Annotated in this window: 11 protein-coding genes; 3 read left to right on the top strand and 8 right to left on the bottom strand. The window is 43.6% G+C overall.

All coding sequences use genetic code 11. From position 1 onward, the window contains the following. Window positions 1-61 precede the first annotated feature (61 nt). Window positions 62-1294, bottom strand: a complete 1233-nt coding sequence (locus ITG12_RS20830; protein WP_042602439.1) for an OFA family MFS transporter — start codon at window positions 1292-1294, stop codon at window positions 62-64. A gap of 576 nt (window positions 1295-1870) precedes the next feature. Here ITG12_RS20830 and ITG12_RS20825 point away from each other — a divergent pair. After that, window positions 1871-2233, top strand: coding sequence for a hypothetical protein (locus ITG12_RS20825; RefSeq protein ID WP_038867876.1), 363 nt, complete (start codon window positions 1871-1873; stop codon window positions 2231-2233). Window positions 2234-2289: 56 nt separating this feature from the next. On the opposite strand, the gene ITG12_RS20820 is transcribed toward ITG12_RS20825, so the two are convergent. The 4 genes from ITG12_RS20820 to ITG12_RS20805 form a co-directional block, all read right to left on the bottom strand. Next, window positions 2290-4155 carry a M48 family metallopeptidase gene (locus ITG12_RS20820; protein WP_248874961.1) on the bottom strand — a complete coding sequence of 622 codons (1866 nt, stop codon included), beginning with the start codon at window positions 4153-4155 and terminating at the stop codon, window positions 2290-2292. Next, the gene (locus ITG12_RS20815) at window positions 4155-4745 is read right to left on the bottom strand and encodes a LemA family protein (RefSeq protein WP_038867873.1); all 591 of its coding nucleotides are present in this window, start codon (window positions 4743-4745) and stop codon (window positions 4155-4157) included. The genes ITG12_RS20820 and ITG12_RS20815 overlap by 1 nt, the downstream gene beginning before the upstream one ends. 226 nt (window positions 4746-4971) lie before the next feature. Continuing rightward, window positions 4972-6339 carry an anaerobic C4-dicarboxylate transporter DcuC gene (gene dcuC / locus ITG12_RS20810; protein ID WP_038878824.1) on the bottom strand — a complete coding sequence of 456 codons (1368 nt, stop codon included), beginning with the start codon at window positions 6337-6339 and terminating at the stop codon, window positions 4972-4974. Between the two features lie 375 nt (window positions 6340-6714). Continuing rightward, a complete protein-coding gene (locus ITG12_RS20805) occupies window positions 6715-7839 on the bottom strand; it encodes a fatty acid desaturase (RefSeq protein WP_038878823.1) in 1125 nt (374 codons plus the stop codon). Window positions 7840-8136: 297 nt separating this feature from the next. Here ITG12_RS20805 and ITG12_RS20800 point away from each other — a divergent pair, with 297 nt between their 5' ends. Then, window positions 8137-8685, top strand: coding sequence for a GNAT family N-acetyltransferase (locus ITG12_RS20800; RefSeq protein WP_038867865.1), 549 nt, complete (start codon window positions 8137-8139; stop codon window positions 8683-8685). 75 nt (window positions 8686-8760) lie between these two features. Here the strand turns inward: ITG12_RS20800 and ITG12_RS20795 are convergent, their stop codons facing one another. After that, on the bottom strand, window positions 8761-9378 hold the full coding sequence (locus ITG12_RS20795) for an HAD family phosphatase (protein ID WP_038878822.1): 618 nt from the start codon (window positions 9376-9378) through the stop codon (window positions 8761-8763). A gap of 309 nt (window positions 9379-9687) precedes the next feature. Between ITG12_RS20795 and ITG12_RS20790 the strand changes: the two genes are divergently transcribed. Continuing rightward, on the top strand, window positions 9688-11733 hold the full coding sequence (locus ITG12_RS20790; protein ID WP_248874959.1) for a hybrid sensor histidine kinase/response regulator: 2046 nt from the start codon (window positions 9688-9690) through the stop codon (window positions 11731-11733). 99 nt (window positions 11734-11832) lie between these two features. Here ITG12_RS20790 and cqsA read toward each other — a convergent pair whose 3' ends face one another. Both cqsA and ylqF read right to left on the bottom strand, forming a co-directional pair. Then, the gene (gene cqsA, locus ITG12_RS20785; RefSeq protein ID WP_081634981.1) at window positions 11833-13134 is read right to left on the bottom strand and encodes an alpha-hydroxyketone-type quorum-sensing autoinducer synthase; all 1302 of its coding nucleotides are present in this window, start codon (window positions 13132-13134) and stop codon (window positions 11833-11835) included. A 296-nt stretch (window positions 13135-13430) separates the two neighbouring features. After that, complete coding sequence (ylqF, locus tag ITG12_RS20780; protein WP_038867858.1) at window positions 13431-14375, bottom strand: ribosome biogenesis GTPase YlqF; 945 nt, start codon at window positions 14373-14375, stop codon at window positions 13431-13433. Window positions 14376-14627 lie beyond the last annotated feature (252 nt).

The following is a 14627-nucleotide window of genomic DNA, read 5'->3' as shown; positions in this document are numbered from 1 at the left end:
GTTAAGCCTTTTTCGAATCAATTTCTGCAGATCTATTAGATAAATAGAGCTGGACTGGCGATTAAGCGTTTTTCAGTTGTGCTACTTTTGCTTCAGTCAGTGGCTTAGTGATGAACGCTAGTACGATACATACCGCCATCATTGCTGCTGATACTGTGTAAGCCAGTGTGTAGCCTTCGCCATTTGTCATCGAGAAGCCAACAACAGCAGCACCGATTGCACCACCGATACCCCATGCTGTGTATAGCACGCCGTAGTTAGTACCGTAGTTCTTCAGACCGTAGAATTCAGCCGTTAGAGTAGGGAATACTGCTAGAAGCGTACCGTAACCTACTGCCGCGATTGCTGTACCGATGATCAGCGTGAACTCAGTCTTGAACGTTGCGAACAGAACCATGTTGATGCCCTGTAGAACGAACGCTAGAAGAAGAGTGCGTACGCCGCCGATCTTGTCTGCAAGCATACCTGCTGCTACACGACCGCCTGAGTTAAATACCGCAAGGATAGACGCTAGGTAAACTGCGTTTGGTAGGTTCGCTTGAACACTTGCGATAGTCGTGATGTTACCGATGATCATTAGACCAACAGAAGCTGCGAACGCGTACATGATCCATAGAGAGTAGAACTGTGGCGTTTTAAGCATTGCTTTCCACGTTAGGTCGTCAGACTTCTTAACAACCTTAGGTGCTTGACCTTCTTTTACTTTAGGCTCTGCTGGCGTGTAATCCGCTGGTGGGTTGTTGATTGTTGCTGCTAGAGGAACAGCGATAGCAAGGATACCAACACCAAGAACTAGGAAGCTTGTTTGAATGCCCATGCTGTCGATCAGCGCAGAAGTCACAGGAGCTAGGTAGATAGCTGCTAGACCGAAACCTGCTGCGATGATGCCGTTAACCATACCTTTCTTAGATGCGTGGAACCACTTCATTGCTGAAGGAGAAAGACACGCGTAACCAAAACCGATACCTGCACCAGTGATCACACCGAAAGTGATGTTCAGCATTAGAGGCGAGTTAACAAAACCAGACGCAATCATGCCTAGACCTGTAAGCACAGTACCTAGGATAAGGATCAAACGTGGGCCCATACGGTCTTGAAGAATACCTGCAACAAGAAGACAGATAGAGAAAGTAATAGTTGCAGTCGCGTAAGGTGCAGATGCTTCTGCTGCGCTCCAGCCTGACTCTGTCACTAGTGCTTTGTTGAATACACTCCAAGCATACAGGATGCCAAGACAAAGGTTGATACAGAATCCTGCTAACAGGATGCGCATAGCTTTATCAATCTTGCTCATTTTTGTTCTCAGTAATACCCCTAGGCAAATAGCAAAGAGGGGTCGGTTTAAAGATAAGGTTTGCTCAAAATAAGTTTGCGTTTTTCAACACATAACGTAATGAGCGCGGATTATAACCAATAAATGTGTGATTGGAATCTCTTTTTACCCCTGTCACTAAAAATAATTTGAAGCATTAAAAATGTTTGTAATGGGATGGTTTTATATATGAAGAAAATGTTGATCTAACGTAAAGAATCGCTGGTTTGGTAGTGAGATCCTAAGTGAAACAAGGTGGATAGCGTGAAGCTGAGTGTTTGGTTCACAGTTTAAGCAAAAAGTTTCAAAATATTTTAGTGTTAATGTTCTGTAACAAAAGTGGGCAAAATAGAGACTGTTTTCTGTAAGTGCAGGAACTAAAGGGTTTATAAATTAGAGAATGTTAACTGCTTGTAATAACTTAATTCGGAAGGATGGAGTGAACATAAATTGAACAAAAATTGTGCTTGTAATTGCTAAATAGATAAGCAAAATAGGGCGCAAAATGAGTTTTCATTAATGAAAGGATGCTTTTCTCTACTTGTAGTGAGGTGACTTATGAAATTGTTCCTATTACTTATGGCTTCTGTTTCTGCAGGTGTTGCATCAGCAGATCACATCCATTCATTCATGCTAGGTTTGTCTATTGCAACACTTGCCGTTGGCAGTTGCTACTTCTTCGCATTCCGTAGCTCCCGCTTCCCACAGCTTGCTTTGTTCTTATTGATCTGTGGCATGTTGTCTAAGCTGACGATTACCGTAGTTGGTGTAATGTGGGGGATGTCAGCTGAGTTGATTACTTCTCCAATCGTGTTTGCTTTGTCTTACTTGTTCTTCTCGTTAGCGGTAACCTACTTGTGGTTCAGCTACCGTCAAAGCATTACTAAGATTCCAGAGCGCTTTAGAGTCGCGACAGCGTAAAACCGTTTACGAATATAAAACGCCAGCATTCATTGCTGGCGTTTTACTTTGTGCAGTTAAAGCGTCACAGTCAGTGGCGGTTCTGGCACTTCTAAGAAGCATGCTATCACTCGATACAATTCGCCTTCTGCGACGGTAATCTTGCCGTCAGACTCAATAGCCAAACGACACGCCTTAACAAACTGGCGTCGTTGAAGTGGCTTAAGTTGCAGCAACAACTCCAGTGCTGCGCGACTTAAGCGCCAGTCGTTATTTGGTTCTACTAGCGTGGTTTCTGCAAACCCTAGCGATTTGAGCGAAGCGTTGAATGCTCGCTGCGCGCCTTCGTGCTCTGAATGGGTGACCCATGCCAATTCACGTAGTAACCAGTGAACGCTTTCTTTGAGCTGCTTAAAGGTTTTGTTCTGGCGAGTAGAACCAAATGGCGCAATAAGCTGCTTTTCTAACAAGTTAATGACGCACCATTCACCTAGTGAGTATTGATTATCGGTTTGAGACAATTCACGCAACACTTGGCAAAGTCTACTTTTCTGACCTTCACTTATCGATTTAAGCGCAGGGAGAGCGAGCTCTAGTAGAGGAAGCCTCAAATGTAGGGGCAAATCGTAATCCAGCCACGGTAACAGCTTTGCGTGCGAGACCAGTGGAATATGACCTTTAATCATCTCACGTTGCACATCACTACCATCAAAGATCAGAAGCAATGCAATAAAGCGCGAACTGTAGGGTTCACGCGCAATGTCTACCAAGCCTTGGGGCAATTGGCTGATAAGCAGTTTACCCGTTTCACTTAGCTCTGAAGTTTTTGTTTCAACTTGAGTTTCAAGGTGCGTAGAACCAAAGTCGGCATCGGACGAAAACCCACTGACTTGTTCATTTCCAAACGCTGAAGCGTGGTTCTGACTTCTGTGTAAAAAGCTGCCGTCCCAGTTAGGTTCGATGCGACGGATTCGCTCTTCCAGAGGTGGGTGAGTAGCGAAGAAGCCGGTGAAGCCAGACAAACTGCTTTGCCCAAACATCATGTGGCTCATTTGGCTGCTCGCTTGTGCATTTAAGCTAGATCCAGATGCGTGACCGCCAATCTTCTTTAGAGCACCTGAAATGCCTTGGTCATTACGAGTAAATTGAACCGCACTCGCGTCCGCTAAGAACTCACGTTGTCGTGAGATAGCTGCTTTGATCATTGATCCAAATAAAGTACCAACCCAACCAAGCACTAAACATACAATCGCGACCAACATGATGACAGCAAAGCCTTTATCAGAATCGGAGGAGCTTCTTGATGAGCGGCTAGTGTGGTGTGTATTGTCGAGAACCAAGTGACCCAAATGCGCAATACAAGTAATGCCGAACAAGACGCCTATCAAGCGTGTATTCAATCGCATATCGCCATTTAACACATGGCTGAATTCGTGAGCAATAACGCCTTGCAGCTCATCTCGGGAAAAGCTGTCAAGCGCGCCTTGTGTAACACCAATGACGGCATCATCAATACTCATGCCTGCGGCAAATGCGTTGATACCTCGCTCTTCCTGCATTACATAAACAGGAGGGACGGGAATACCAGATGCAATTGCCATCTCCTCAACCACATTAAGTAATTGACGGTGTTTTGTGTCAGTTGTATTCGAGGAAATGAGCTTCCCCCCAATACTTTCGGCAACGCCGCGTCCGCCATTAGAAGAAAGCTCAGATAAGCGGAACATCGAACTGATTGCGACAATTAAGGCTACACCCCCAAAGCACAGCAAGGTGTAGGTGATAGCGGTTCGTTGATCAAACGGCTCACCAGTGACCCCGTAATAAATGGCAATCGACAGTACGCTGACCAAACCAGTGATGATTAATACTGCTAAGGAAAACAGAAACACCAAAAGCCCGGTACGTTGACGTGCGGTATCTTGATGGTCAAAGAAATCCATTAGAACTCAACCTTTGGCGCTTCTTGGATTGCTTCGCTGTCTGCAAACTCCAGCAGCTTACCGTCTTGGAAGCCAAACATATTGGCAAACAGAACGGGTGGAAAAGTTTGCTTGTAGGTGTTGTAGCTGGTCACTGCATCGTTAAAAGCTTGGCGAGCAAAAGCGACTTTATTCTCTGTGCTGGTCAGCTCTTCTTGCAGTTGGCTCATGGTTTCGTTGGCTTTCAGTTCTGGGTACGCTTCTACAACCACATTTAACTTGCCTAGTGCATTTTGTAACATGCCTTCTGCTTGTGCTAATTGGCTAATGGCTGCGTCGCTGTCTGGTGCGTTGCTGGCTGCTTTCAAACCGGATATTGCTTGGTTTCGAGCTTGAATCACTCGCTCAAACGTTTCTTTCTCATGCTCCATGTAGCCCTTTGCTGTACTAACAAGGTTTGGGATCAGGTCGTAGCGACGTTTTAACTGAACCTCAATTTGAGCAAAGCTGTTTTTAAAGCGGTTACGTAGCGTCACTAGCTTGTTGTAAATGCTGACCGCAAACACCGCGATAAGCAAAATGATGACGATAAAAACAATAAGTGAAGTCATAGTAAGTTCCATTTTTTGAATGTATTGGAACGTTATATAAGTAGCTGAGATATTAAGCAAATTAGTCTGGCTTATAATGTGCTGTGTTTTGTAAATAAGAGACACATTGCGTATTCAATACGGAGTATCAGAGGGAGGAAAAGTGTTGACGAGGTGTGTTGAATCGATGCAAAAAGGCTCGACATAGAAGCCGAGCCTTTGTTAATCGCTGTTATACAGTCGGTGCTTATGCCGTCATTGGTACAAGAACCATCGTACCGATGATAACCGTAAGCAGACCAGCTAGAACTGGTACTGATGTACGTTTCACAACTTCGAATGGGCTGATGTTTGCCATACCAGAAGTCGCAACGATTACACCAGATACTGGCGAGATAGTACGACCTAAGTTAGATGCTTGTAGCATTGGAATGATTAGGAACGCAGGGTTAAGACCCATCTTCGCAGCCAGTGAAGGAGCAAGCTCTACGAACGCGTAGAATGGAGCGTTACCAGAACCCGTCGCAATCGCAGCGGCAACAGTTAAACCCGTTAGGATAAGCATGAGCGCAATGCCGCCCGCACCCGCGTTGTCTGCAAGGTGTAGTAGGTTATCGATAGCGCCAATAGACATTAGACCTTGTGCGAATACGCCCGCCGCAACCAACAGCATGACTACACCTTTGAACGCGTCTGCCATACCGGCATAGCATGAATCGAGATCTTCAAGTGACTTCTCACCGTCGAACTTGTTCACCACATAGTGAATCACTGCACCTAAGAAGATAGAACCTACCACGATAGTGTAGATGTCTAGAGTCAGTCCAGGAATCGTACGACCGTTGAATAGGAATACACCGATGATTGGAAGGAAAGGAAGAACTGCGTAGAACGCTGGCGCATCAGCTTTGATTTCTGATACGTCAATCTTTTCCATTGGTGTGTTGTCTTTCTTATCTAGGTATTTATTCCAGAAGAAAGCTGCTGCAGCCATTACGATGATTGCACAAATAGACACAGGCAGTACGGTTTGAACCGCGAACACGTCAAGCGCTAGGCCTGATTTTTCCGCAGCGATGACCACGTCCCCAGATGTTGGTGAAAGAATGATTGCCGCAGGTGAAGCACATACTGCAACCGCTGCTGGGCGAGAGATACCCATAGCCGTCATCATCGGGAACAGAGTTGCCATCAACAAAACGCCTAGGCCAGTTGCTGAACTCACTGCAAGAGACATCAAACATGCCACGATGTAAGCCGCTACCAAAAGGACGTAAGGAGACTTGATAACAGAAAGCGGTTTAGAGAACTGTTTTACTACAACATTGTTTGCGCCGATGTGTGTCATGTAAGACGCAAAACCACAAAGTAGCATGATTTGCATACCAAGGCCGCCGCCACGGTATTGAAGCATGTATTTTACGTACTCTAGTGAGTCCGTCACCATATTACCCGTTGAGGTTATTTTTGATGGCAGAACGTCATGGCCAAGCAGACCTGTCATAAGAAGCAAACTGATACCTGCGGTTAATAACACGCCAGCGGCTTTGTAGCCTTTGACAATGAAATAACCCACAGCAATGGTCACTGCTAAGCCAATTAAGAGCTCTAACATAGGGTTGTCTCCAGATATTATGAAAAAAAGAAAGAAACTGTTTCAGTTTATGACAAGGAATTTACAGAATTCTTTCTTGTGGCACGAGACTAAATTAGAGCTAGCATGATCTAAAACAAATAATAGATTAATAAATAATTGCGCTGGATTATATTGTTTAAATTACGTTTTGTAGGTGTTATGCACTGGTTTTATTGATTTTAAAGAACGGAAAATATGAACGATTTGTCGAATAAAAATCGTACGAAATGATTAAAAAGTAGGAAAAGCGATAGTTCGAGCTAGATCACGTTAAAGGGGCTTGATTGAACAAAAAAGCTCCGAATGAACGGAGCTTTTGTTTTGACGTCTTTATATTGAAGCGCGAGTTACACGTTATGCGTAGCGTCGCACTAAGAGGTTCCAACTGCGTTGTTGACGTTCAAATTCTTCCTTAATTTGTTCGTATTTCAGCTTTGATACGGAACGTTCGTACTTTTTCACTACCGTTGCTGTTTTCTCACCAAGCACTTCTTTTCGCGCTTCATAATATTCTTGCATGTGGTGTACAAGTGCATCGAATTCCTGCTGAAGTTGGTCTCGAATCGATTGGCTATTCGGTTTCGTTTCTAACTTTTCTTTTGCCTTTTTCAGCAACTGAGTTGCGCGCGCTTTTTCGATTCGGAAAGTCGATGTCGTACGAAGTTTGGTTGTTAACCCCAGCCAAGAGCATGATTTTATCAACCATTTCGTTGGGTCGTAATGCCACCAGTACACACCATTTCGGTAATCGTTCTCAAAGATATGGTGGAAATTATGGTATCCCTCACCAAAGGTAAAGAAAGCCAAAATACCGTTATCACGAGCCGTGTTTTTGTCTGTGAAGGTTTGCTTACCCCAAACGTGCGCCAATGAGTTAATAAAGAAGGTAGTGTGATGGCTTAGGAAGAGGCGAGCTGCTCCAACGATTAAAAACATTCCCAATACATCGCCGTATATCAAACCCAATGCGAGAGGAAAGCCAATATTGGTCAGAATTGCGAGTGGAACATAATATTTATGCTGCCACACGACGACCTTATCGCGTTTCAAATCACGACAGTTGGTGTACTCGTTTTCTTTCGATTTATTATAGTCGCGTAACATCCAACCAATATGCGAATACCAAAATCCGCGTTTCGCTGAATACGGGTCTTTGTCATTGTCATCTACATGTTTGTGGTGAACACGATGATCAGAAGACCAATGCATTGCACTGTTTTGAAGAGAGAAAGCACCACCGATGGCAAAGATGAATCGTAAAACTGGGTGAGCTTCATAGGTTTTGTGGCTCCAGAGACGGTGATAACCCGCGGTAATGGAGAGATTGGTAAAACTAAAAGCGATGATACCCCAGATCAGATGTTCCCAACCTAATCCGTAGTGGTATGCATACCAAGGCAATACAACAAAAGTCAGAATAAAACTGGCAGAAAATATCAATAGATTCAACCAGATAATGGGCGGTTTATTATGCGTCACGATGTGTCCCTAACTTTGAGCTAACAACTGTTCGCTAGAATATCAGCGTACACGTGTAAGTCAAACTAAAGTTTGACGACTTTGTATCGAGTTGTGACTGCTCTATCGCTGCACAATGTTTATGATTTATCGCGCTTATTGGTGGGATATTTTGCTTTTAAACGAATAATGAGTAGTATTAATCAATGAGCTATGGCGTTAGATTTGTAAAATCTGCCAATAATAAGACCGGAATGAGGTGGAAAATGCCAAAGCTCGATAGAGAAGCAAAGAAATGTAAGAAAATAGGAATACGTAATGGAATTACGATTAGCGGAATATAAGGATTATGAACGCATCGCGCAGTTACACGTGGACAGTTGGAAGCGACATTACCGTGGCATTCTGAGTGACGGCTATTTGGATAGCGAAGCGAGTGACGACAAATTACTGATTTGGCAAACGCGTCTGACAAACCCTCCATTTAACCAACACATCGTATTAGCAGAAGAGGGTGGTCTTCTTCTTGGTTTTGTTTGTGTGTTCGGTAATCATGACTTTGAACGTGGCAGCTTCATTGAAGCGCTACATGTTGATGGTGGTTATCAAGGGCGTGGGATCGGCAAACAGCTTTTACTTGCGGTTGCGGAGTGGCACCAACAATATTTCAAAGACAGTGGTTTATATCTTGAGGTAGTTTCACAAAATGAACCCGCGGTAGAATTTTATCAGCATATCGGTGGGCAAGAGTGTCAAGAGCGCAGTTGGAAAGCGCCTAGTGGAAATGAGGTCATGGAAAAAGTATTCCGTTGGTCCAGTGCTCAATCCTTAGTGAGCGGGATTGAAGAAAACGTAATTTATTCTTAGACATTACTCACGTATCAAACATGAACGAGCAGCGAATTCGCTGCTCTTTTTTATGGCTCACAGGAAAGCAGAAGATTAGAATATTAATCCAAGCTGTTTCAAGGCAGTTTCGCATTGTTGAGCATTTTCAAATTGAATTGCAGCCATACCAACCGCTTTTGCCCCCTCTACGTTATAAGGCATATCATCAAGAAACACCGTTTCTGAAGCAACAAGTTGGTGAGCCTCAAGAAGGTTCTGATAGATTTCTGGTTGAGGTTTCAATAACCCCAATTCGGCAGAAACCGTCGTGCCATCGAACAGCGGCCAGAATTGATACGTTGATTTGAGATACTCAACAATTTCAACCACGTTGTCGGTTAACGCATAGACGCCATAACCCGCAGCTTTTAAACGTTTCAGTAAATCGACACTGCCGTAAATCAGCAATTGTGTCTGTTTTACATAATAAAAGAGTCGTTCACAATCTGCTGCTGAAAGTTGCTTCTCTTGTTGATAACGCTGTTTGGCTTGCGACTCGCTAATCAGGCCTTTATTTAAGTCCATCCAAATTGAGCTTGTGAACAGATCTTTGACGAACCATTCCACATCGGCATCATTGCCAAAAGTGAGTCTAACAATTTCGATTGGCGACCATCTAACGAGTACATTTCCAACATCGAATACGACATTTTTGATTGCTATTGGTTGCATAGGCTTCCTTGTTTGATAAGTTGAGCCGGTGAGAGCGTGTTCTTTCTAGAAATTGATGTTGCACGGCTTTCCTGCATGAGATATTGCGCGAGTTCGCGTTTTTGTTTATTTAATATTCGAATTTGCTTAATTATTAATTTTGTGAATATAACGAGCTGAATTTAAAGTAGAGCGTCGCGAAATATTTGATTGAAGTCTCACTGCTTATGCTCCTTAAGTAATATATAATTGAAGGGCAAATAGAATGAAAACAAAGCAAACCATAAAATTAGTCAACAACGTTAAGGCTTAGTTAATAAAGTATTCAATATGGACGCGATTCGCAAAGTTTATCAGTACGCAGAACCAAACCTAACGCTAGTAGGATGGATGGGCTTTGTTGGATTCCCAATCTATTACGTGGTGTGGGAGTTTATGTTCCCGCAACCCTATGAAAATCTACCGCTACGTTTACTGTGTTCCGTTTTGTTCTTCGGCATCATTGCTCGTAATCGTATGCCTTTTCAATGGCGCCGATATTTACCTGCTTACTACCAAGTTGCGGTCACACTTTGTTTACCTTGCTTCTTTTTCTACATGTTGTTGATGAATAATTGGTCCAACGTGTGGGTCATGTCCTTTATGTCGGCGATATTTCTGCATATTTTGTTGGTACATATTACGCGAGTAATGTTTGCTCAAACATTTGCCGGGATTGGACTAGCGACGTTTTTTGCTTGGGTTGCTCAAGGTTTCCATTTAGAACTCACGATGGATTGGACTCACGTGCCAATCTTTTTGTTTATTTACCTGTTTGGCAACTTGTTTTACTTCCGTAATCAGGTCGAGCACGAAGCAAAGGTTTCTTTGGCTAAGTCTTTTGGGGCTGGTATCGCCCATGAAATGCGCAATCCTCTTAGCGGCTTACTAACGTCGATTGATGTTATTCAATCCGTGCTGCCCAACCCTAAACAGGGGAGGAAAGAGCAATATGTTTTAAGTGATGAAGATGTGACACTGTTACGGGAAGTGAGCGATGACGCAATGAACATCATTCACTCTGGAAACGAGACGATTGATTTGTTGCTTACCTCCATTGATGAAAATCGTGTCTCTCGCTCAACATTCAAGAAACACTCGGCACAAACTGTCGTGGAGAGTGCTATCGAGAGCTTCAGCTATAAACGTTCGACAGACCGTTTTGCTATCTCTTTGGATGTAAGAAGTGAATTTGATTTCTTAGGTAGTGATACGTTGTTGAAGTATGTGATGTACAACCTATTCAAGAATGCCTTTCATCATCGCAGTTCCGAAGATTTTCATATTCACGTCACCATGTACAGTGATGAAGTCGTGAACCAAATTGTTGTCACGGATAACGGTTCAGGTATTCCGAGCGAGGTGATTCGCAGCATCTTCAGAGATTTTTACACGACCGGTAAATCAGGTAATTATGGATTAGGATTGCCATTTTGTAAGAAAGTGATGCGTTCATTCGGCGGCGACATCAAGTGCCAATCAGAAGTTGGTGAATGGTCTCAGTTCACCATGACGTTTCCACTGATTACCTCAAGCTCGGTTAAAGAAATTAAAAATGAGCTGACCAAACTGAAGACCATTTTAATGGTTACGGAGCAAAACATATTGGTTGCAAAAGTTACTGATATTGCGCGCTTTATGGGGTTTGAATTGACCGTTTTGGATATTGCATCAGCCCTCAAGAAGAAAGAATATGAGTTCGAGTTTGACCTTATTTTTGTTGATATGGAAAACTTGGATTCTAGAGGAAGTCATCTGGATAAAATTGAGTCTTTGCTATCGTTCACAGAAGCTCGTATCGTCTATTTGTTTGAGCACCATCCAATAGAACGAGTTCGTAATGTGAGTTTTGACGCGATTTGGGTCGAAACCCAAGCGTGGCTCTTGAACACCAAAGCCACTATTGACCGTTTGCTCTATGATGCGAGCTATGTTGTCACAGCACTGCCAGTGCGCCCTTTAGACGCGACAAATAAGCGCACGATAATGGTAGTTGATGACAATGAATCTTTACGAAAATTCACCGCAATGTTGTTAGAAAAGCAAGGTTTTGATGTTATTCAAAAAGAAGATGGACAACAGGCTTTAGATGCGTTGGATACCGATAGTATCGACCTTATCTTGATGGACATTGAGATGCCAGTAATGGATGGCGTAGAGGCGTCACGACGTATTCGTGGGGCAAATAAAGCGTATTCGGCTGTACCTATTATTGCACATACTGGTGATAGTTCTCCGGTAACATTAGATAAGATTGGTTCTTCCGGGATGTCTGATTTTATTGTTAAGCCCGCAGATAAGAACCGACTCTTCGATAAGATTGCAAACTGGATCTAACTGAAATCAATAACGAGTAGAGCTCAGCAACATGCTGAGCTCTTTTATTTTAGCGGCAATACACAAGCTTCCATTCAAAAGGGCCGTTGTCTTTTCTTATTATACGAACTCTAATTCTGGATGGTTAAACGCCTCCTGGCATACCGTAAGCACGTGGTCGATGTCTCGTGGTGTCATATCGGCGTTGATCGAGAAACGTATGATGTTTTTGTTCTTTCCTGTTGCAGGGCGACAGAATACTGCGCCAAAAACATCACGGTCTTCGAGAAAGTCACGCACACGTTCAGTATTTCGTTCGCTACCGCACTCTAAGGCAACAATTTGAGATTCGCTCCGAATATTAAACCCAATCTGTTTTAATCCAGTTCTGAGCTCTTTGGCGCGCTGAAAAAGGTCTTTACGTTTATGATCGGACCCTTTAATGACGTCCAACGTTTTCTCCAAGCGAATCACTTCTTGAGGCAATACCGTCGAGCTAAAAATCGCTGGATAAGCAACAAAAGGAAGTGTTTTCGCGAGTTTTTCTGGGCCGAGAATCGCTCCTGCTCGATAAGCAAAGGTTTTTGCCAGACTGACAGTAATGAAATCGACTTTATCAGTGAGTTCCAGCGCTTTTACCAAGCCAGAGCCGTTAGGCCCGTGTGTTCCTAATGAGTGGGATTCATCCACCACTAAAGCACAATCAAACTCACTCGCCATTTCGTAGATGTCGTGGAGTGGGGCGATCGTACCAATCGTGCTATAGACCGAATCTACCACGATGACGCCTGAGCCATGACGCTGGATCTGCTTACGCAAGTGGCTCATGTTGTTGTGCATGAATGGATGCGCTTGCGCTCCTGCTGCCCGAATACCTTCCCACAATGACATATGCGCAAAGAAGTCGATATAGACCGGTGTTTCAGGCGGACAAATGGTCTGCAGCAAACCAATGTTAGCAGCCCATCCCGATTGGGAAAGTAAACAACTGCCCATACCAACATAGTCGGCTAACAATGCTTCGAAAGCAGGCTTGGAGGAATCGTCTTGTAAGAAGATTGCTGACATCACCACGTTATCGTCGTGTTCAACGATCGCATCCCGATGTGCTTTCTGGATTTGTTCGTTATGAGACAACGCTAGGTAGTCATTACTTTGCATGATTACCGCGTTGCTTTTTGGACGTTTACCAAGAACCAAGTGCTTTTGGTTCTCGTTTTGTTCAATCAAATCTTGAAGGTAAAAATCCAGGCGTTCCTCAACAAAAGAAGGAAGTGGTTTCGTTTTCGATTTATCACTCATAATAAGTTCTCTTCGTAATACAGAAAAACGCCAGCGCTGACAGCTATATAGTTTGACGAATATGAATGAACTGTCATTAGTCAAGTTGCATAACTTTGCGTGTCCTTGCAAACTCGGCATTTAAGGGTTGGGTGAGGTTTGTAACTCCTTACCATTCGGGGGTCTAACTAAGATCGTGCTTGAAAAATAACCGTTAATTTACGTAATAAAAATTAATGATTTTGTTTGATATTTCCTACAAAACTTAACGACGAAAGCAAATTACAAAGAGAGAAAGGGGGGGCTTTTAGAGGTCTTAGTTCCACAAAATGTGAGAACGAATGTCTGACTTTTACGAAAAGAAGAATATATTTTTGATGCAAAAAAGGCGCGATAAATACGCGCCTTCAAAACGATGAGTATTGAACAAGTGTTGGTTAGCGTTTGTTACGAAGGTAACGCTTGCGACGCTCTTCTTTACGCTTGGCTTTTTCTTCTTCTTTACGCGCGGTTTCGATTTCTACTTCGATTAGCTCTTGAGTGATCATTTCTGGAAGCTCTAGAGTGATTTGACCTAGAGTGCCTTGACGCAGCTCGTGAAGAAGGATTTCAGATACTTTGTGAAGGTCTACACGTCCACCCGCACGTAAAGCACCGCGACGACGCCCGATCTCTTCCATTATTTCGATATCAGATTCAGGAAGCTCTTCAATTTGGTAGCGCTCTTTTAGTCGTTCAGGGTAATGAGCGGCTAAGTATTCAACGGTATAGAAGGCGACTTCATCATATTCCATTGCCGTGTCTTTTACTGCGCCAGTTGCTGCCAAACGGAAACCACTGTGTGGGTTTTCTACTTTTGGCCACAGGATCCCCGGAGTGTCAGAAAGAACGATACCATTTTGAAGGTTAATACGTTGCTGACGACGTGTAACCGCCGGTTGGTTGCCTGTTACTGCGATAGTTCGACCCGCCAAAGCATTGATAATGGTCGACTTCCCAACGTTGGGGATACCCATGATCATGGTGCGGATGTTTTTGCCGATTTCTTCGCGATGTGGAGCAAGCTTACGTACTAACTCCATAATTTTTTGGACTTCGGGCTGTTGAGAGGTAGTAATGGCAATCGCTTTTACGTTGTGTTCTTTCTCGAAATGGTCAATCCAAACTTGGGTTAACTCTGGATCCGCGAGATCACGTTTGTTCAGTACTTTTACTACTGGCTTATCTCCCTTGAGCTCCGCGATCATAGGGTTTTCACTACTAAAAGGGATACGAGCATCAAGCACTTCAATAATGACATCTATTTGAGGGATTGCTTCTGCAATCTCTTTTTGGGCTTTATGCATGTGGCCCGGAAACCACTGGATAGAGTTGTTAACCATCTGAAAAATCGCCTTATTGTTTCATGGTTATGCTGGTGGGTTATTCGTCTTATTTACATCACTTATGAGGATGTTAAGGGAGTGGGGCTAATGATCACCACTCGTTACCACTACAGCGAGCATGTGATGATCTTAACACTTTATTGGTGGAGCGGAAATGTTAGAGCAAGAGTGACAGGAAGATATTTAACGACTTAAGCACTGCTGGCGCTCCGATTTGGTCACTTTCGAATCGAAGCTCACAGACAGTGA

The organism is Vibrio sp. ED002 (assembly GCF_023277445.1).
Lineage (GTDB): Bacteria > Pseudomonadota > Gammaproteobacteria > Enterobacterales > Vibrionaceae > Vibrio > Vibrio jasicida.
This window is presented reverse-complemented; position numbering and strand designations above follow the sequence as displayed.